The sequence below is a fragment of the Maricaulis sp. genome (assembly GCF_030149515.1).
In the GTDB taxonomy this organism is placed as follows: Bacteria; Pseudomonadota; Alphaproteobacteria; order Caulobacterales; family Maricaulaceae; genus Maricaulis.
This window is the reverse complement of the sequence record NZ_JASBRI010000007.1, coordinates 149,726-167,471: the sequence shown is the minus strand read 5'-3', so window position 1 is coordinate 167,471 and position 17,746 is coordinate 149,726. Positions and strand designations below refer to the sequence as shown.

The 17,746-nt window shown below is 64.6% G+C and carries 19 protein-coding genes; 7 read left to right on the top strand and 12 right to left on the bottom strand.

The genetic code is table 11. The annotated features are described in order from the left end of the window. The first annotated feature begins 45 nt into the window (after positions 1-45). The 6 genes from pth (at position 46) to Q1U94_RS03960 (ending at position 6,458) form a co-directional block, all read left to right on the top strand. On the top strand, positions 46-645 hold the full coding sequence (gene pth / locus Q1U94_RS03985) for an aminoacyl-tRNA hydrolase (protein WP_300542171.1): 600 nt from the start codon (positions 46-48) through the stop codon (positions 643-645). A 66-nt stretch (positions 646-711) separates the two neighbouring features. After that, on the top strand, positions 712-1,809 hold the full coding sequence (gene ychF, locus Q1U94_RS03980; RefSeq protein WP_300542170.1) for a redox-regulated ATPase YchF: 1,098 nt from the start codon (positions 712-714) through the stop codon (positions 1,807-1,809). Between the two features lie 413 nt (positions 1,810-2,222). Beyond that, positions 2,223-2,660 carry a group III truncated hemoglobin gene (locus Q1U94_RS03975; RefSeq protein WP_300542168.1) on the top strand — a complete coding sequence of 146 codons (438 nt, stop codon included), beginning with the start codon at positions 2,223-2,225 and terminating at the stop codon, positions 2,658-2,660. 96 nt (positions 2,661-2,756) lie between these two features. Then, positions 2,757-4,001 carry a multidrug effflux MFS transporter gene (locus Q1U94_RS03970; RefSeq protein ID WP_300542166.1) on the top strand — a complete coding sequence of 415 codons (1,245 nt, stop codon included), beginning with the start codon at positions 2,757-2,759 and terminating at the stop codon, positions 3,999-4,001. 49 nt (positions 4,002-4,050) lie between these two features. Next, the gene (locus Q1U94_RS03965) at positions 4,051-4,929 is read left to right on the top strand and encodes an enoyl-CoA hydratase-related protein (RefSeq protein ID WP_300542164.1); all 879 of its coding nucleotides are present in this window, start codon (positions 4,051-4,053) and stop codon (positions 4,927-4,929) included. 47 nt (positions 4,930-4,976) lie between these two features. Next, positions 4,977-6,458: a triacylglycerol lipase gene (locus Q1U94_RS03960; protein WP_300542163.1), complete on the top strand. Its 1,482-nt coding sequence runs from the start codon at positions 4,977-4,979 to the stop codon at positions 6,456-6,458. Here Q1U94_RS03960 and Q1U94_RS03955 read toward each other — a convergent pair. From Q1U94_RS03955 to rlmJ, 4 genes are all read right to left on the bottom strand, one after another. Beyond that, the gene (locus Q1U94_RS03955; RefSeq protein WP_300542161.1) at positions 6,455-7,360 is read right to left on the bottom strand and encodes a PhzF family phenazine biosynthesis protein; all 906 of its coding nucleotides are present in this window, start codon (positions 7,358-7,360) and stop codon (positions 6,455-6,457) included. The two genes, Q1U94_RS03960 and Q1U94_RS03955, sit on opposite strands and share 4 nt — an antisense overlap. Before the next feature lie 8 nt (positions 7,361-7,368). Next, positions 7,369-8,130, bottom strand: coding sequence for an ABC transporter permease (locus Q1U94_RS03950; RefSeq protein ID WP_300542159.1), 762 nt, complete (start codon positions 8,128-8,130; stop codon positions 7,369-7,371). Beyond that, on the bottom strand, positions 8,127-9,053 hold the full coding sequence (locus Q1U94_RS03945; RefSeq protein WP_300542157.1) for an ABC transporter ATP-binding protein: 927 nt from the start codon (positions 9,051-9,053) through the stop codon (positions 8,127-8,129). The genes Q1U94_RS03950 and Q1U94_RS03945 overlap by 4 nt, the downstream gene beginning before the upstream one ends. Positions 9,054-9,155: 102 nt before the next feature. Further along, positions 9,156-10,049, bottom strand: a complete 894-nt coding sequence (gene rlmJ, locus Q1U94_RS03940) for a 23S rRNA (adenine(2030)-N(6))-methyltransferase RlmJ (RefSeq protein WP_300542155.1) — start codon at positions 10,047-10,049, stop codon at positions 9,156-9,158. 118 nt (positions 10,050-10,167) lie between these two features. Here rlmJ and Q1U94_RS03935 point away from each other — a divergent pair, with 118 nt between their 5' ends. Beyond that, a complete protein-coding gene (locus tag Q1U94_RS03935; protein ID WP_300542153.1) occupies positions 10,168-11,646 on the top strand; it encodes a peptidase S10 in 1,479 nt (492 codons plus the stop codon). On the opposite strand, the gene Q1U94_RS03930 is transcribed toward Q1U94_RS03935, so the two are convergent. The 8 genes from Q1U94_RS03930 to petA all read right to left on the bottom strand — a co-directional run bounded on the left by Q1U94_RS03930 (position 11,643) and on the right by petA (position 17,703). Next, positions 11,643-12,299, bottom strand: a complete 657-nt coding sequence (locus Q1U94_RS03930) for a hypothetical protein (RefSeq protein ID WP_300542151.1) — start codon at positions 12,297-12,299, stop codon at positions 11,643-11,645. The genes Q1U94_RS03935 and Q1U94_RS03930 overlap by 4 nt on opposite strands. A 25-nt stretch (positions 12,300-12,324) precedes the next feature. Next, positions 12,325-12,852: an adenine phosphoribosyltransferase gene (locus Q1U94_RS03925; protein WP_300542149.1), complete on the bottom strand. Its 528-nt coding sequence runs from the start codon at positions 12,850-12,852 to the stop codon at positions 12,325-12,327. A 21-nt stretch (positions 12,853-12,873) separates the two neighbouring features. Continuing rightward, a complete protein-coding gene (locus Q1U94_RS03920; protein WP_300542147.1) occupies positions 12,874-13,515 on the bottom strand; it encodes a glutathione S-transferase family protein in 642 nt (213 codons plus the stop codon). 1 nt (position 13,516) lies between these two features. After that, a complete protein-coding gene (locus tag Q1U94_RS03915; protein WP_300542145.1) occupies positions 13,517-13,915 on the bottom strand; it encodes a lysozyme inhibitor LprI family protein in 399 nt (132 codons plus the stop codon). 83 nt (positions 13,916-13,998) lie between these two features. Then, positions 13,999-14,871 (bottom strand): S-methyl-5'-thioadenosine phosphorylase, encoded by an 873-nt coding sequence (locus Q1U94_RS03910; RefSeq protein ID WP_300542143.1) that lies wholly within the window; start codon positions 14,869-14,871, stop codon positions 13,999-14,001. Positions 14,872-14,973: 102 nt separating this feature from the next. After that, positions 14,974-15,774 (bottom strand): cytochrome c1, encoded by an 801-nt coding sequence (locus Q1U94_RS03905; RefSeq protein ID WP_300542141.1) that lies wholly within the window; start codon positions 15,772-15,774, stop codon positions 14,974-14,976. 16 nt (positions 15,775-15,790) lie between these two features. Continuing rightward, on the bottom strand, positions 15,791-17,062 hold the full coding sequence (locus Q1U94_RS03900; RefSeq protein WP_300542139.1) for a cytochrome b N-terminal domain-containing protein: 1,272 nt from the start codon (positions 17,060-17,062) through the stop codon (positions 15,791-15,793). Then, positions 17,059-17,703 (bottom strand): ubiquinol-cytochrome c reductase iron-sulfur subunit, encoded by a 645-nt coding sequence (petA, locus tag Q1U94_RS03895; RefSeq protein ID WP_300542137.1) that lies wholly within the window; start codon positions 17,701-17,703, stop codon positions 17,059-17,061. Before petA ends, Q1U94_RS03900 begins: the two co-directional genes overlap by 4 nt. Between the last annotated feature and the right edge of the window lie 43 nt (positions 17,704-17,746).

The window sequence follows — 17,746 nt, the reverse complement described above, 5'->3', positions numbered from 1 at the left end:
CTTCGCTGATTTTGTATCCGGGCCTTGAAACGGGAGCGTCGGGCGATGATGATCCTGGCCGGGCTCGGCAATTACGAGCCGAAATACCTGAGAAACCGTCACAATGTCGGCTTCATGGCGATGGATGTGATCGCCCGTGCCTGGAGCGCCGGTCCCTGGCGCAAACGCTTCCAGTCGCTCGCCAGCGAACTGACCGTGGGACCGGACAAGCTGCTGCTCCTCAAGCCGCAGACCTTCTACAACAATTCCGGCCATGCCGTGGGAGAGGCCGCGAACTTCTTCAAGGTGCCGCCGGAGAATGTGGTGGTCTTCCACGACGAGCTCGACCTGGCGCCCGGCAAATTCCGCATGAAGACCGGCGGCGGCGCGGCCGGAAACAACGGGATCAAGTCGATCGCCCAGCAGATCGGTCCGGATTTCCGCCGGGCCCGCATCGGCATCGGCCATCCCGGCGACAAGGGCCGGGTGACCGGCTATGTCCTGTCCGACTTTGCCAAGGCGGAAGAGGGCTGGCTGATCGACCTCCTGGATGCCATCGCCGGCAGTATCGACCTCCTGGCCCGCGGCGAAGTCGACGCCTTCCAGACCCGGGTCACGCACAAGGCGCCGGCGCCCGGCACCACCCGGCCGGACCGTCCGGACTGACAGACCGCTCGCATCGCGTCAGCTCTTTCCCTATAAGGCGCGCTCGAACCAGGAAGGGATATCCAAATGGGATTCAAATGCGGCATCGTCGGGCTTCCCAATGTCGGCAAGTCGACCCTGTTCAACGCGTTGACCCAGACCGCGGCGGCCCAGGCGGCGAATTATCCCTTCTGCACCATCGAGCCGAATGTTGGCGATGTGGCGGTGCCCGAGCCGCGCCTCGGCAAGCTGGCCGAGATCGCGGGCTCGAAAGAGGTGATTCCGGCGCGGATGAACTTCGTCGATATCGCCGGTCTGGTGGCCGGTGCATCCAAGGGCGAAGGCCTGGGCAACCAGTTCCTCGCCAATATCCGCGAGACCGACGCCATCGCCTATGTGCTGCGCTGTTTCGACGATGACGACATCACGCACGTAAACAACAAGATCGATCCGCTGGCCGATCTGGAGACGGTCGAGACCGAGCTGATGCTGGCCGATCTGGAAAGCCTTGAAAAACGCCGCACCAATCTCGAAAAGAAGGCCAAGACCGGCGACAAGGAGGCCAAGGCCAGCCTCGTCCTGATCGACCTGGCCCTGGAACAGCTCAACAATGGCAAACCGGCACGCTTTGCCGACGTTCCCAGGGACGACCGCAAGGCCTGGCGCGGACTTCAGCTCCTGACCACCAAACCCGTCCTCTTCATCGCCAACGTCGACGAGGACTCGGCCGCCACCGGCAATGCCTATTCCGAAATCGTCATGAAACGTGCCGAGGAGGAAGGTGCCCAGGCCGTGGTGATCTCCGCCAAGATCGAGAGCGAGCTGGCGCTGCTGGAAAACGAGGAGCGCGCCGAATACCTGGAAACCCTGGGCCTGGAAGAGGCCGGTCTCGATAGGCTCATTCACACTGGCTACAAGCTGCTGGGCCTGCAAACCTATTTCACGGCCGGTCAGAAGGAGGCCCGGGCCTGGACGATCCGCGAGGGCTGGACTGCCCCGCAGGCTGCCGGTGTCATCCATGGCGATTTCGAAAAGGGCTTCATCCGCGCCGAGACCATAGCCTTCGACGACTATGTCGCCTGCGGCGGCGAAAGCGGCGCCAAGGAAGCCGGCAAGATGCGGGCCGAAGGCAAGGAGTATGTCGTTCGCGATGGCGACGTGATGCTGTTCCGCTTTAACGTGTAGTTATTTTCAGCACACGCTATAATGGCGTTTATGACGGACGCCCCGCAACCCCGCTTTCGCCGCTTGACCCGACGCGTCGGTGACTATCTCGGAGATGTGTTGAAATGGACCGCACAGATGACGATTTCGGCCGGCGTGCTCAGCCCGCTCCTCGTTGAGGGGGATGCCCGATTCACGTTGCTGGGAGCCTTCGTCGCCGCATTGACCATCGCGGGATTGGGCGCGTTTGTGATATACACATCCGAGGAGTGTGACGAAGATGCTTGAAGACTGGCGCATAATGATCGTTTTGCCCGTCCTGGCATTCCTGTGGGGATCGGCCCTCATCGGTATCGGGCTCATTGTGTCGCATTTCGAACGGCGGCGGCGCGAGGCAGAATAGGGCCGTCAACAGCCAGACCGAGTCCCGTCCCATGTCTGCCAGCGATCAGGTGCGCGTCACCGAAGCCCGCGAAACCGCCCGCCGCGAAGCGGCAGAGATGGGCATTGCCCCCGAAACCATTTCCGATCTGGTCGATACCTTCTACGGCCATGTGCGCGCCGACGACCAGCTCGGCCCGATCTTCGCCAAGGCGATCGGCGATGACTGGGATCCGCACCTGGCGACGATGAAACGCTTCTGGTCGGCCATCGTCTTTCATGACGGCGGCTATTCCGGACGCCCCATGCCGGCACACATGAAACTCAAACCCGACCTCACGCCCGGGCATTTTTCGCGCTGGCTCGGCCTGTTCGAACAGGCCCTCGACGAGATCGGCGCATCGCAGGACGCCAGGACGGCGTTTCTCGACCGCGCAAACCGCATCGCGGACAGTTTCCAGATGCACCTCTTCTATTCGCCATACGAATAATGCCGGCCGGGCATGCGCGGCTTGGACTTGCACTTTGTGCGATCAGGTCTCATGTGAGGGTCTGGCGCGGTTCTGCGCCAATCCCCGGAGACCGTCATGACCGCTTCCCAACGCCCGGCGGGCGAAACCCTCCCGCTACCGCTGACAGAACTTGTCGCGCTGCTGGTGGCGATGACCGCCGTCGTGGCGTTGGCGATCGACATGATGCTGCCCGCGCTGGATGACATCGCCGGCGATCTGGGAGTCGTCGAGGCGAACGACCAGCAATTCGTCATCACCTCCTATCTGGCCGGTTTCGGTGCGGCCCAGCTGATCTACGGCCCCCTCTCCGACCGGTACGGACGCAAGCTCGTGATCCAGTGCGCGCTCGCCTTCTTTCTGCTGACCAGCCTGATCTGCACGCTGTCACCTTCCTACGACCTGCTTCTGATCGCCCGTTTCTTCCAGGGTGCCGCCGCGGCCGCCTGCCGCGTGATCGCGGTGGCCATCGCGCGCGACGTGTCGTCCGGACGGCGGATGGCCGAGATCATGTCCATGGTGATGACCGCCTTCATGGCGGTCCCCGTGCTGGCGCCGTCGATCGGCCAGATCATTCTGTCCTTTGCACCCTGGCGCTGGGTCTTCGCCTTCCTGATGGTGTTCGGCGCCGGGCTGATGGTGTGGCTGCATGTGCGCCTGCCGGAGACCCTGCACCCGGAATTCCGCGTGCCATTGAAGCTGAAATCCACCCTGTCGGCCTTCATGGAGACCACGCGCCACCGGCTGATGATGGGCTATACTCTGGCCGCCATGCCGTTTTTTGGCGGACTGTACGGGTTCCTCGGCACGTCCCAGCAGGTCTTCGTCGACCATTACGGCCTGTCCGACAACGCCTTTCCCGTCGCCTTTGCCGTGATCGCCGGCGGGATAGGCCTGACGAGCTATGCCAATTCCCGCCTGGTGATGCGGATCGGGCAGCGGCGGCTGTCGCATGGTGCGCTGGTTGCCTTCACACTCATCAGCGCAGTGCATGCCGCAATCCTCATGGCCGGGGTCGACAATCTCTACATCTTCCTGGTCCTGCTGGCGGCTGCGATGGCCTTCCTGGGTCTCATCGCCGCGAACTTCTCGGCTTTGGCCATGGAACCGGTCGGCCATATCGCCGGCACGGCCTCGGCGGCCTACGGATTCATGACCGGCGTGGTCGGCGCCCTCATCGGTTCGGTCATCGGCCAGATGTACAATGGTACCGCCGTCCCGCTCATTGCCGCCCAGGCTGTGCTGGCGGCCCTGGCGCTCGTCCTGGTCTTCGTGACAGAACGCGGCAAGCTGTTCGCGGTCGTCGAGGACTGGGAGGACTAGCCGCAGCGGGCCGCGCCGTCCATTCTGCCGGCAACAAGGGAGGACGGACTTGAGTTTCCAGAGCATTCGCTACGCGGTCGAGGACCACGTCGCCACGATCACGCTGAACCGGCCGCACCGGCTGAACGCCTTCACCCTGGACATGGGCGAGGAGATCATCGCCGCCTTCGATGCGGCCGATGCCGACGACGAGGTCCGGGCGATCATTGTCACCGGCGAACCGCCGGCTTTCTGTGCCGGCGCCGACCTGTCCACGGGAGCCGACACGTTCAATCGCGTCGCCGACGAGACCCAGAGCGGCGCGTTCGACGACAATGATCCGAAATGGCGCGACAAGGGCGGGCGGGTCAATCTGCGCATCTGGGAGAGTGCCAAACCGGTGATCGGCGCCATCAACGGCGCGGCGGTGGGGATCGGCGGCACGATGATCCTGCCGATGGATATCCGCCTGGCCTCGATGGAGGCCAAGTTCGCCTACCCCTTCGCCAAGCGGGGTATCGTCTGGGACGGATGCGCCAGCTGGTTCCTGCCGCGCGTGGTGGGGATTTCGACGGCGATGGACTGGGGCCTGACCGGCCGCACCTTCACTGCCGCGGAAGCCTTCGAGAGCGGCCTTGTGGCCCGCGTCGTGCCGGCCGGGGACCTGTTGCCCGAAGCGCGCGAACGCGCCCGGCTGATCGCCGAGAAATGCGCCCCGGTCTCGGTCTCCCTGATGCGCCGCATGGCCTGGCGCATGCTGGGCGCCAGTCATCCGATGGAGGCCCATCGCGTGGAGACGAAAGGTATCCTGCACGCCGGCATGGGAGCCGATGCGAAGGAAGGCGTCATGTCCTTCCTGGAAAAGCGCGATGCCGACTTCCCGCTTCGCGTTTCGCAGGACATGCCGCCCTGGTACCCGTTCTGGGACGCATCCGAGGATCAGTATTGAGATCGCCCAAACCGTGCTAGCCTGCCGCGATTAACGCGGGGGTTGCCATGACGAGACACGTGCTGCTTATCCATGGCTGGAGCGCCGAGGATGATTCGATGCGTGCCGTCGGCGAACTGCTGGCCGCCAATGACTATCAAACACGGGATCTGTTCCTGGGCGGATACCCCTCGATGGACGATGTGGTGCGGATCGAGGATGCGGCCCGGCGCATGCGCACGGTGATCCTGGACATGCAGGCCGATGGCCGCCTGCCCGACCGTTTCCACCTGATCGTACATTCAACCGGCGCGCTGGTCGCCCGGCGCTGGCTGGCGGACAATCATCCGGAAGGCGGCGGACCGGTGGCCAATTTCCTGATGCTCGCGCCCGCCAATTTCGGCTCGCCGCTGGCCGCCTTCGGCCGATCCATGCTGGCGCGGATCGTCAAGGGCTGGAAGCGCGGCTTCCAGACGGGCACCGAATTCCTGCACGGGCTGGAACTGGGTTCGCAATTCCAGGAAGATCTGGCCCTGTGCGACCGGCTTAGTACGGACGGGTCGACCGGCAGCCCCTTTTCCGAAGACGGAACCCGTCCTTTCGTCATCGTCGGCGCCACACCGATCATGGGCACCCAGATCACCGGCGAGCGCGCCTGGGACGGCACGGTGCGCATCGCCAGTGCCAATATCGATCCGCGCGGCGTGACCGTGGATTTCACGCAGGGCACGATCACCAAACCGAAATTCACGCCCTGGACCCGGCGGGGCCCCGGGGAAACCCCCTTCGCCGTCATCCCGGACCGTACCCATCTGAGCATTCTGCGCCCCGATGCCGGCAATAGCGGCTCGCAGGATCCGGAAACCGCCGGACGCCTGAAGGAAATGATCCTGGCGGCGCTCGCCGTCGAGACACCGGACGATTACCGGGCCCTGGCGAAGGACTGGCAGGCGATCTGCGGAGAAACCCGCAAACTGGCCCAGGACGGACCCGATGCCGATGCGCTGCGCGAACGGATTTTCGGCAGCGCGCACGCCGACCGGCAACGCTTCAACGAATTCTACCAGGTCGTGGCCGATGTCCGTGACGATACGGGCCTTCCGGTCGACGACTTCGAGCTCTGGCTGACAGCGCCGAAGCGGGGCGAGACGGTCTTCCGTGGCGGCGAGGACGTCTCGCCGATCGAGATCGATGCGCGGCTGAACCTGATCCAGGACGATCACGCCAATACACGCCACAGGCACCGCCGCGTGCTGCATGTCGACAGGCGTGCCCTGATGTGGCGCGACGGCTTCTTCCGCGGGGCCCTGTCGGAGGAGTATGAGGAGACGCTGGCTGCGGGCATCACGGCATCGGCGCCGGGCAGCCGTATTGCCTATTTCAGCCGCGACAGCGACCAGGCCAGCGCCCTGATCCAGCTGCGGGCGCTCAATCCGGAAGCGGGCGATGAAAGTGACCGGTTTCTTCGGCGCTACACCACGCATTTCCTGCGCGTGATCGTACCGCGTGTGGCGGATGACGATGTGTTTACCGTCAGACCGCTGGGCTAGAGCAGCGTTCCCTCGGCGATTTTCACCGCATCGCCACCGAGCATGAGCTCGCTCAGGCGGCCGTTTTCCAGGCGCAGACGCAGACGGATCAGGCTGGGCCGGCCCATTTCCACGCCCTGGTAGAGCGCCACCGAATGCTCGCCATCGCCCGCACCAGCCTGTTCCGCGATCAGGCCGGAGAACGCCGCCGCCGCCCCGCCGGTGGCCGGGTCTTCGTCGATGCCCAGGTGAGGCGCAAACATGCGGCAGCGCCAGTCGGTCGTGTGCTCTGTCGCGCTGGCCTTGGCCACGGCGTAGACGCCGACCGGGTCCGCCCCGCCGAACACCTCGCCGAGAACCGCCCGGTCCAGCGCGATCCGTTCCAGCACGCCCGCATCGCGCAAGGGGATCATGGCGAAGGGTACGCCGGCCGACCAGATCCCGCCATTGAGCGGCGCGTCCATCAAGTCGCCGGGTTTCAGCCCCAGCGCCTCGGCAATGCCGTCGAAATCGGGCAGGTCGCCTGCCTGTTCCGGCAGGCGCGGAGCGAAGAAGCGGGCCGAACCGTGCCGCGGGCCGTTGATACGCCCGTCGGCGGTAATGTCGCCAATGGTTTCCTCGAACACAAAGCGGCGCACTTCGCCCTCGCCCGCCCCGCTGTCCATTGCCAGGGCGACGGTCGCGCCGATTGTCGGATGACCGGCAAAGGGCAGTTCGCTCACGGGTGTGAAGATGCGCAGGCCGTAGTCGGCGTCCCGGCCTTTCGGCTCGGTGACGAAGACCGTCTCCGAGAGGTTGAATTCGCCGGCGATGGTCTGCATGGCGATGTCGTCGAGATCATCGGCGCCGAACACCACGGCGAGCGGATTGCCGGCATAGGCCGTGGCGGTGAAGACATCGAATATGGCGTAGCGAAGCGGCATGGGCGAACTCACGTCTTGAGGCGATAGCCGGTGCGGAACATCCACCAGACGATGATCAGGCAGAGCAGGAAGAAGCCCAGCACGGCCAGCAGGCTGATCCCGACATCGACGTCGGATACGCCGTAGAAGCTCCAGCGGAAACCGGAGATCAGATAGACGACCGGATTGAACAGGGTCACCGTCTGCCAGAAGGGCGGCAGGACGGAGATGGAATAAAAGCTCCCGCCCAGGAAGGTCAGCGGCGTCACGATCAGCATCGGCACGACGGAGAGCTGTTCGAAATTGTCGGCCCAGATGCCGATGATGAAACCGAACAGGGAGAAGGTCAGCGAGGTGAGCACCAGAAAGGCCAGCATGGCCAGCGGATGCTGAACCTCCAGCGGCACGAAGAAAGCCGCCGTGGCCAGGACAAGCGCGCCCAGGATCAGCGATTTCGTCGCTGCCGCGCCGACATAGCCGATCACGATTTCGAAGGCCGATATCGGCGCGGAGAGGATCTCGTAGACCGTGCCATTGAACTTGGGAAAATAGATCCCGATCGATCCGTTGGAGACGCTCTGCATCAGGATCATCATCATGACCAGTCCGGGCACGATGAAGGCGCCGTAACCCACACCGTCGATCTCCTCGATGCGCGAACCGATGGCCGCGCCGAAGACGACGAAATAGAGCGAGGTCGAGATGACCGGCGCCAGCACCGACTGCATCAGCGTGCGGCCGGTACGCGCCATTTCGGCGTGGTAGATGGAAGCGACGGCCCGCATATTCATGACTGGCTCCCCACCAGATCGACGAAGATCTCTTCCAGCGAACTCTGCCGCGTCTCCAGATCCCGCACCGACAGGCCGGCCCGGTTGAGATTGGCCAGCAGCGTTGTGATGCCGGTCCGGTCGGCATGCGTGTCGTAGTCGAAATGCAGCTCGGTGCCGCCGGCGGAGAGTTCCAGCCCGTTCACACCCAGCTCGGCCGGCAGTGCCGCCAGCGGTTCGGAGAGATAGAGAATGAGCTGTTTGCGGCCCATCTTGTTCATCAGGGTTCCGGTTTCCTCGACCACCACGATCTCGCCCCTGGAGATCACGCCCACCCGATCGGCCATCTGCTCGGCCTCCTCGATATAGTGGGTGGTGAGAATGATGGTGACGCCGTGCTCGCGCAGCCTTCCGATCACCTGCCACATCGACTGGCGCAGCTCGACGTCGACCCCGGCCGTGGGCTCGTCGAGGAAGAGGATTTCCGGTTCATGGGCGAGGGCCTTTGCGATCATCACCCGCCGTTTCATGCCACCCGACAGGGTCCGGATCTGCTCGTCCTTCTTGTCCCACAGGGACAGGTCCCGAAGCACTTGTTCGATATAGGCGGGATCGGGCGGTTTGCCGAACAGGCCCCGCGAAAAGGAAACCGAAGACCAGACGGTAGTGAACATGTCGATCGACATTTCCTGGGGCACCAGACCGATGCGCGACCGGGTCGCCCGGAAATCCCGGATGATGTCGTGCCCGTCGACGGTGACCGTCCCGGCCGTCGGCGTGACAAGGCCGCAGACGACGCCGATCAGTGTCGTCTTGCCGGCGCCATTGGGACCGAGGAGCGCGAATATCTCGCCCTCGCCGATGTCCAGATCGACCGATTTGAGGGCCTCGAAGCCGCCGGCATAGGTTTTCGAGAGTCCCTTGATGGAAATGATTGAAGACATGCAGAAATCTGCCTTCCGGGAGATGGGGGGCCAAGAATGGCCCGAATGCGCTTAATTGGGTAGGCGCCGGATCGTTTCAACCCCGGATGGCGGGATTTCCCGTCAGTCTTCCACCTGTTCTTCCACATCCTCGTCGGTGAGCCCGCCATCGACGCGCCAGCCATAACCATCGCCCTGGGCCAGCGTGTCGGCGAGCCAGGGCAGAAGACCCAGCAGCTTGTCCTCCAGCGTATAGGGCGGATTGACGACGACCACGCCGGCGCCGGCCAGCTTGCCCTCGCTCGCCAGGTCACGCACCCAGAGGTCGGCACGCAGGATCTTCTCCGGCTCCAGCCCCTTTTCCGCGATCAGCCATTCGGCGAGCCCGTTGTCAAAACGGTCGGCGGCCCAGAGGTTTTTCAGCGAGCGCCAGAAGATATAGGTCCCCGTCGGCCACTGCCCGAACGCGCCGGTGACAGCCTCGGCCATATGGGCCAGCTCGTCGCGGTCCTCGAACGGCGGATCGATCAGCACCAGGCCGCGCTTTTCCTTCGGCGGAATCAGGCTTTTCAATGCCTTGTAGCCATCGCGCCGCTCCACCTTCACCCGCTTGTCGCGGGCGTAGCGGGCATCCAGCGTCTTGGCGTCGGCCTCGTGCAATTCGCACAGATGGATGCGGTCGTCGCCCCGCAGCAGGCGCGCAGCGATCTCCGGCGAACCGGGATAGTGCTGCATGCCGTCGGGATTGATACCCCTGACCACGCCGAGGTACGGCGCGAGGGCCCCGGACGCGGCCTCGGGCATGGCGGCATCCAGCAGGCGGCCGATCCCGTCCTTCCATTCCGGCGACCGCTCAGCCTCGCTGGAGGCGAGGTCGTAGCCGCCGATTCCGGCATGGGTGTCGATATAGCGGAAGGGTTTCGGCTTGGCCTTGAGATGGTCCAGACACAGCGCGAGAACGCAGTGCTTGAGGACATCGGCAAAGTTTCCGGCGTGATAGGCGTGGCGGTAATTCATGGCGACCGCCTTATCCCATTCCGGCGGCGTTCCCAAGCGGGTTGAGCGCACACGCCCCCTTTCCCGCACCGCGCCCGCCCCCTAGTCTTTCGCCAAACATCCATTCGGGGAGCAAGCCATGATCCGCATGATCGCGGCCGCCATCATTGCGGCCACACTGACACTTCCGGCCTCGGGCCAGGAGGAGAGCGAGGCGCCGGAGCCACGCATCTTCGAGAGCCGCGGCCAGGTGACCGTGGACGGTGAGCGCATCCGCTACACTGCCATCGCCGGGGAAACCTTCCTGCGCGACGAGGACGGCGATCCAACCGCCTCCATCTTTTCCACAACCTATATCGCCGACGGTACCGACGATCCGCGCAACCGCCCGGTTGCCTTCGTGTTCAACGGCGGACCGGGGTCGGCCAGCCTGTGGCTGCACATGGGCGTGTTCGGACCCCAGCGCATCGCCCTGCCCAATGCTGCCGACGACGGTGCGGCGCCCTACGACATGGTCGAGAATGTCCATTCCATCCTGGACGTCGCCGACCTGGTCTTCGTCGACCCTGTGGGCACCGGCTGGAGCCGGGCGCTGGGCGAGAGCGGCGGCGACGATTTCTGGGGGGTCAACGAAGACGCCGAGAGCCTGGCCCAGTTCATCCGCATCTGGCTGACGGAGAACCGGCGCTGGAATTCCCCGAAATATCTCCTGGGCGAAAGCTATGGCACGCTGCGCATCGGCGCGCTGCTGAACCAGCTGGAGGGCGGTTACACGGATGTGGCGATCAACGGCGTTGCCCTGATCTCCACCGTGCTGGACTTTCGCTATGACGACACGTCCGAGGGCAATGATGTCGGCTATGTCGGCCTGATGCCCGGCTTTGCCGCAACCGCCTGGTATCACGGCAAGGTCGACCGTTCGGCCTGGAACAATGATATCGAGGCCTTCCTCGACGAGGCGCGCACCTTCGCCATCGAGGAATACATGCCGGCGCTGATGCATGGCGTCACCCTGGACGCCCAGCGCCAGGCCCGTATCATCGGTGAACTGTCGCGCTTTACCGGCCTGTCCGAGGACTTCCTGCGCCGGGCGAACATGCGGGTCTCGCTGCGCCGTTTCCAGCGCGAACTGCGCCGCGACGAAGGCCTGTCAGTGGGCCGTCTGGACAGCCGGTTCACCGGCGTCGAGGTGGACGGCGTCGGCGAGTCCCCGGAAACCGATCCCAGCTTCTACGGCATCGACGGCAGCTATACCGCATCCATGCTGGACTATTTCACCCGCACGCTGGGCGTGGACATCACCGAATACTATTCCACAATCGGCGGCGTGCGCGGCTGGAACTGGGATGCCGGGCGTACGGGCAACAACAACTACATCAATGTTGCGCCCTGGATCGCCCGGGCAATGCGCCAGAACTCCGATCTCGAAGTGCTCGTGGCCCAGGGCTATTACGACCTGGCGACGCCCTTCTTCGCGGCCGAGCTGATGTTCAACCAGCCGGGTTTCCCGCAGGACCGGGTCACCTTCACCTACTACGAAGCGGGCCACATGATGTATATCCACGAGCCGTCGCTGGTGACGTTCACGCAGGATGTCCGCGCGCTGATCGCAAACTAGCGCGCCCGCCGCGTCAGATCGCAGATCGCGGCCAGGCCCGTCAGCACGATGAAAGTCGCCGTCGCCATGTATCCGGCGGCGGCGGCGCTCTCGGGCGGCGGCAGGGTATGGTTGGCGTATTCGGCCAGGACCAGGAGAGCGAGGAACGCCCAGGGCCAGATCCGGCCGGTCGCGTTCTTCGCCTCGGTGACGCGCAGATAGAGGAACAGGCCGGCCACCAGAACCGCCATCTCGGCGGTCAACGCCAGCGGGTAATTGTTCCACAGGCCCAGCCCCACTTCCGGCCCGCCGGGCCAGAGCGGCAGGTCGGGCACGTGGACGATCAGGTCGAGCAGCCAGTGGGAGAATACGGCGGCAGCGATCACCACGCCGCCCAGGCGTTTCTGCGACCGCGCCCAGATCGCATAGACCAGCCCCGCCCCCACGGACCAGACCAGCGCGCCCGGCAGGGAATGGGTGAGCGGCATGTCGTAGAGATCGAGCGGATTGGCCTCGGTGAAGCCCGGCACGATGCGGACATGCTCGATCCCGTTGGCGACGAAAATGCCCCAGGCCACATCGACCAGCTGGACGGCGAAGAACAGCGTCCAAAGCGGCACGCTTTTGGCGACCGCCTTGCCGGCAAGGGCCGGACCGTAGTGACCGACGAACATGGCGCCCCTCCCCGGGTTGCGGCCGTTACTCGCCCTCGTACTGTACCAGCGAGGACACGGGCACGCCCAAATCCTCGATCCGCTTTGCCCCGCCGAGATCCGGCAGGTCGATAACGAAAGCAGCCCCGACAACGGTGGCGCCCGCACGCTGCAGAAGTTTGATCGAAGCCTCTGCCGTGCCGCCGGTGGCGATCAGGTCGTCGACGAGCAGGACCCGGTCGCCCTCCGAAATCGCATCGACATGGATCTCGATGGCGTCCTGGCCGTATTCCAGCTCGTATTCCTCGATAAGGGTGCGGTGCGGCAGTTTCCCGCGCTTGCGCACAGGGGTGAAACCGACCGAAAGCTGGTGCGCCACCGCACCGCCCAGGATGAAGCCTCGCGCCTCGGTGCCGGCCACACGGTCGATCTTCGCGCCGGCCCAGGGCTGGACCATGCGATCGACGGCGACACGAAAAGCCCGTGCATCGCCGATCAGCGTCGTGACGTCGCGGAACATGATGCCCGGCTTGGGATAGTCCGGAATGGTGCGGATCGCGGCTTTCAGGTCCATCGGCTCGATTTCCGTTCGCGGTCAGGTCGTCTTGTCGGCGGGACTGGGAAGGCCTTCCTGCAACGCCGCCCCCAGCCAGTCGCGATAGTCTTTATCGTTCAGCAGCGTATCGCAATAGGCCTGGGCTTCGGCATGCAGGGGTATGTCATAGGCATGGAAACGGGCGGCGACCGGTGTGTAGAAGGCGTCCGCAATGCTCCACTGCCCGAACAGCCAGGGGCCGTCGACGCTGCGAACGTCGTTCCACAGGGCCTGGACGGCCGCGATGTCGGCGCGCGTTTCGTCATTGAGTGCGATGGCTTGCGGGACGCGGCCCAGATCCATCGGGCAATGCTCGCGCAAGGCCGTGAAACCGGAATGCATCCGCGCCGCCACCGCCCGGGCCAGCGCGCGCCGCGCTTCGTGTGCCGGCCACAATTCGGGCACGCTCTCGGCCGCCCATTCGGCGATCGCCAGCGAGTCCCAGAATACGGTATTGCGGACCTGCAGCGCCGGCACGCTGCAGCCCGGCGATATGGCGGCAACAGCCTGACGTGTGTCCGGTGTGTACAGCGGGATCAGGTTTTCCTCGAACGCAATGCCGGCCTTGCGCAAAACCAGCCAGGCACGCAGCGACCAGCTGGAGAACCGCTTGTTGCCGATATGCAGAACCGGCCGGTCCACGCTACATCTCCCGAAGTTCGCGAGCCCGGGCCCGGGTCAGCATGATACGGCAGTCCAGGCCGATCTCCTCGCGCGACTCCTCGGAAATGAACATCAGTGCCCCGCGCCGGTCGCATTCCGCATCGCGATAGGCGAACCAGGCCGTCTGTGCAGCCTCGAAATACGCTTCGGCACCGAACCGGCCACCGGAGTCCGCATCCGACAGGCGCGCTTCCTCCAGGGCAGCGGATGCGGCCCGGTCGAGCCCCGCCTCTGCCGTCTCCAGCAGGTCGCGCAAACAATTGCGGCGCGCCCGCCAGTCCGTGAGATGCTCGGCGCATTCCACGGCGGGCCGCGGCGGTTCGAATTGCGGCGGTTGCAGGCCTGCCAGCAGAAGGCTGGCCAGTATCGATGGCGGCATGTCACTCCCCTCGTCCACGCAGGCGCAGTTATGGACGAGTGCCGGGAGCGGGAAAAGGACTCTTCGCCGTCAAAACCCGTGTCCTAGAGAAGGCGGGCCGCGATACACCGCAGTTTCTCCACCGTGACCGGATCGCGCGCGCCTGGTGCGTTGATCAGGGCAGTATCCAGCACGGTCTCGGTGCCGTCGGGCGCCGGCGTGCGCTCATGCTCCGACAGCCGGTGCGCCAGCCGCTCCAGCAAGGCCTTGGCCTTGACCGTATTGTCCCGCATCACGCGCAGGACGGACGGCACGTCGACACTCTCCTCGCCATCGTGCCAGCAGTCGTAATCGGTCACCATGGCGATCGAGGCATAGGGCAGCTCCGCCTCGCGGGCGAGCCGGGCCTCGGGCATGTTTGTCATGCCGATCACGTCCATGCCCCAGTGGCGGTAGAGCTCGCTTTCGGCGCGGGTGGAAAATTGCGGCCCCTCGATCGCGAGGTAGGTTCCGCCGCGCTGAACCGGAATGCCTTCCGCCTCGCCCGCATCGCCGATCAGCCCCGCCAGCCGCGCACAGACCGGCCTGGCCATGGGCACATGGGCAACACAACCCTCGCCGAAGAAAGAGCGTTCACGCCCGACCGTCCGGTCGACATACTGATCGACGATGACGAACTGGCCCGGCGCCAGGTGTTCGCGCAGGGAACCGCAGGCGGAGACGGACACGATATCCGTGCAGCCCGCCATCTTCAGTGCAGCAATATTGGCACGAAAGGGAATGGCGGACGGCGGCAGGCGATGGCCCGCTCCGTGGCGCGGCAGGAAGACCAGGTCGACACCGTTGAGCGTCCCGTGCGTCAGCGGTGCCGACGGCGCGCCCCAGGGCGTGTCCACGGCCTCGCTGCAGACATTCTCCAGCCCGTCGAGCGCATAGAGGCCCGATCCGCCGACAATGCCGAGTTTCCAATGCGTCATGATTCCAGCTCCCGGCCTCTCCGGCCCAGGCTGCGGACGAAACAAAAGGGCCGCGAACGTTTCCGCCCGCGGCCCTTCGAAACCACAGCCAAGCCGTCGGCTCTAGTGCTTCACATTCTTCCAGACCTGGCGATAGGCCAGATAGACCAGAATGGCGAAGATGAAGAGATAGATCAGCACCATCACGCCCATCTGCTTGCGCGCTTCCATGTGCGGATCGCCGGCCCAGGTCAGGAAGGTGACCACATCCTCGGCCATCTGTTCCACCGTCGCCTCGGTACCGTCGTCATAGGTGACGATGCCCTCGACGAGCGGGGGGGCCATGGCGATGGCGCCACCCTCGAAATACTCGTTGTAGTACTGGCCGGGCGCCAGGTGGCTGTCCTCCGGCGGATCGGTGTAACCGGTCAGCAGCGAGTAGAGGTAGTCCGCGCCGCCGGAACGCGCCTTGACGATCAGGGTCAGATCCGGCGGATAGGCGCCGCCATTGGACGCGCGGGCCTGTTGCTCGTTGTCGAACGGCGCCGGCCACGCATCGGACGGCAAACCGTCGCGCATGAACATGTCGCCGTCATCATTCGGGCCGTCCTCGATCTGATAGCCGGCCGCGATCTGCATCACCACCGGATTGTCGTTCGGATTGGGATATTCCTCCGACTCGAACGGACCGCCGCGCTGACCCAGATTGCGGAAGCGCAGGAGGTCCATCGAATGACACGACGCACAGACTTCCTGGAAAACCTGGAAACCGCGCTGAACGGCCTGACGGTCAAACGTGCCGAACGGGCCCTCATGGTGCCATTCATGATCTTTCGGCGCGTGCGCATCGCCTTCAAGTGCTGAGGCGGCTGCGGTGAGACCGGCAGCTGCCAGGGCAGCGGCGAAAATACGGGTCATCATCATGATCTCGTCGCTCCCTTTAGGACTTGGCTTCGCCGAGGACAGAGGCCTCGATCGAGGCGGGCCGTTCCTTCGGTTTTTCGATAATGCCCAGCACCGGCAGGATCACCAGGAAGTAGGCGAAGTAGTAGGCCGTCAGGAACTGTGCCAGGTGCACGAACTTGATGGCGCCGACAAAGGGATCGTCCGGATTCTTCGCACCGCACCAGCCCAGGCCCAGCGCGGCGATCACGAAGAAGATGAAGAACCAGCGCGTCAGCGGCCGGTAGCGCATCGAGCGCACCTTCGACGTGTCCAGCCAGGGCAGGACGAAGAGGATGGCAATGGCGCCGAACATGGCCAGCACACCGCCCAGCTTGGCGTCGATCGGGCCGATGTCGAAGGTCACCGCCCGCAGGATCGCGTAGAAGGGCAGGAAATACCATTCGGGCACGATGTGCGCCGGCGTCGAGAGCGGGTTGGCCTCGATATAGTTGTCGGCATGGCCCAGAACGTTCGGCATGTAGAAGACGAAGACCGCAAAGACCATCAGATAGACGATGATCGCGAAACCGTCCTTCACCGTGTAGTAGGGGTGGAAGGGCAGTGCGTCCTTCTTCGGATCCTTGATTTCAAGCCCCGCCGGATTGCCATTGCCCGGCACGTGCAGCGCCCAGATGTGCAGGCCGACAACGCCGGCGATCACGAAGGGCAGCAGATAGTGCAGAGAGAAGAAGCGGTTGAGCGTGGCCTGGCCGACCGAGAAGCCGCCCCACAGCCACTCCCGGATGGCATCGCCCACGAAGGGCAGCGCGCCGATCAGATTGGTGATCACCATGGCGCCCCAATAGGACATCTGGCCCCAGGGCAGGACATAGCCCATGAAGGCGGTCGCCATCATCAGCAGGTAGATCACGACGCCGAGAATCCACAGCACTTCGCGGGGCGCCTTGTAGGAGCCGTAATAGAGACCGCGGAACATGTGCAGGTAGACAGCGACAAAGAAAAAGCTCGCCCCGTTGGCGTGCATGGACTGGAGCAGCCAGCCGAACGGCACGTCACGGACGATGCGCTGGACGCTGTCGAACGCCATGTCCTCGTGCGCCACATAGTGCATGGCCAGCACGATGCCGGTGACGATCTGGATTACCAGGAAGACGGCCAGGATGCCGCCGAACGTCCACCAGTAGTTCAGGTTACGCGGCGTCGGGAAATCGACGAAACTGTCCCAGCCCAGGCGGATGATCGGGAGACGCGAGTCGAGCCATTTCTCGACGCCGGTCTTCGGCTCGTAGGTCGAATGTCCGCTCATGCCACAGCCCCCGCAGAGTCAGCCACTTCCCAGCCCGCTTCCGCCGCTTCTTCCGGCGACAGGCCGATTTTCACCGTCGTGTCGGTCTCGAAATAATAGTCCGGAACCGGAAGGTTTTCCGGCGCCGGGCCGCGGCGGATGCGCGCGGACGTGTCGTAGTGCGACCCGTGGCACGGGCAGTACCAGCCGTCATAATCGCCGGTATTGGCGCCCAGGCCCAGCGGCACGCAGCCCAGATGGGTACAATTGCCCTTCACGATCAGGAATTCCGGCCGCAGGACGCGGTTGGCGTCGAAACCGGGCGCGCCGGCAGGCAGGTTGTCGTTGCGGGCATCCTGATCCGGCAGGACGCGCAGCTCGACGGCGCGCGCCTCGGCGATTTCGTCTTCGGTACGGTGCCGGATGAAGACCGGACCGCCCCGCCACATCACGGTGATTTCGGACCCTTGCGGGATCACCGACACATCGACGCGGATGGAACCCAGCGCCAGCGTGTCCGCTGCGGGGTTCATCTGGTCGATAAACGGCCAGGCCACGAGACCGCCACCGACAGCGGCCGCGCCGCCAGCAGCGATATAGATGAAGTCGCGGCGGGTCGGTTCTTCACCGTGGCCGCCGGGCGCGCCGTTCTCTTCCGTCACGAGCCGACCTCTTCTCTTATCCAATAAGGGCCACACCGAAGGC

Bases quoted from the DNA above. Each gene is read 5' to 3' on its own strand.
- pth (WP_300542171.1), top strand. From the start codon at position 46: ATGATGATCCTGGCCGGGCTCGGCAATTACGAGCCGAAATACCTGAGA.
- ychF (WP_300542170.1), top strand. From the start codon at position 712: ATGGGATTCAAATGCGGCATCGTCGGGCTTCCCAATGTCGGCAAGTCG.
- Q1U94_RS03975 (WP_300542168.1), top strand. From the start codon at position 2,223: ATGTCTGCCAGCGATCAGGTGCGCGTCACCGAAGCCCGCGAAACCGCC.
- Q1U94_RS03970 (WP_300542166.1), top strand. From the start codon at position 2,757: ATGACCGCTTCCCAACGCCCGGCGGGCGAAACCCTCCCGCTACCGCTG.
- Q1U94_RS03960 (WP_300542163.1), top strand. From the start codon at position 4,977: ATGACGAGACACGTGCTGCTTATCCATGGCTGGAGCGCCGAGGATGAT.
- Q1U94_RS03955 (WP_300542161.1), bottom strand. From the start codon at position 7,360: ATGCCGCTTCGCTACGCCATATTCGATGTCTTCACCGCCACGGCCTAT.
- Q1U94_RS03950 (WP_300542159.1), bottom strand. From the start codon at position 8,130: ATGAATATGCGGGCCGTCGCTTCCATCTACCACGCCGAAATGGCGCGT.
- Q1U94_RS03945 (WP_300542157.1), bottom strand. From the start codon at position 9,053: ATGTCTTCAATCATTTCCATCAAGGGACTCTCGAAAACCTATGCCGGC.
- rlmJ (WP_300542155.1), bottom strand. From the start codon at position 10,049: ATGAATTACCGCCACGCCTATCACGCCGGAAACTTTGCCGATGTCCTC.
- Q1U94_RS03935 (WP_300542153.1), top strand. From the start codon at position 10,168: ATGATCCGCATGATCGCGGCCGCCATCATTGCGGCCACACTGACACTT.
- Q1U94_RS03930 (WP_300542151.1), bottom strand. From the start codon at position 12,299: ATGTTCGTCGGTCACTACGGTCCGGCCCTTGCCGGCAAGGCGGTCGCC.
- Q1U94_RS03925 (WP_300542149.1), bottom strand. From the start codon at position 12,852: ATGGACCTGAAAGCCGCGATCCGCACCATTCCGGACTATCCCAAGCCG.
- Q1U94_RS03915 (WP_300542145.1), bottom strand. From the start codon at position 13,915: ATGCCGCCATCGATACTGGCCAGCCTTCTGCTGGCAGGCCTGCAACCG.
- Q1U94_RS03910 (WP_300542143.1), bottom strand. From the start codon at position 14,871: ATGACGCATTGGAAACTCGGCATTGTCGGCGGATCGGGCCTCTATGCG.
- Q1U94_RS03905 (WP_300542141.1), bottom strand. From the start codon at position 15,774: ATGATGATGACCCGTATTTTCGCCGCTGCCCTGGCAGCTGCCGGTCTC.
- Q1U94_RS03900 (WP_300542139.1), bottom strand. From the start codon at position 17,062: ATGAGCGGACATTCGACCTACGAGCCGAAGACCGGCGTCGAGAAATGG.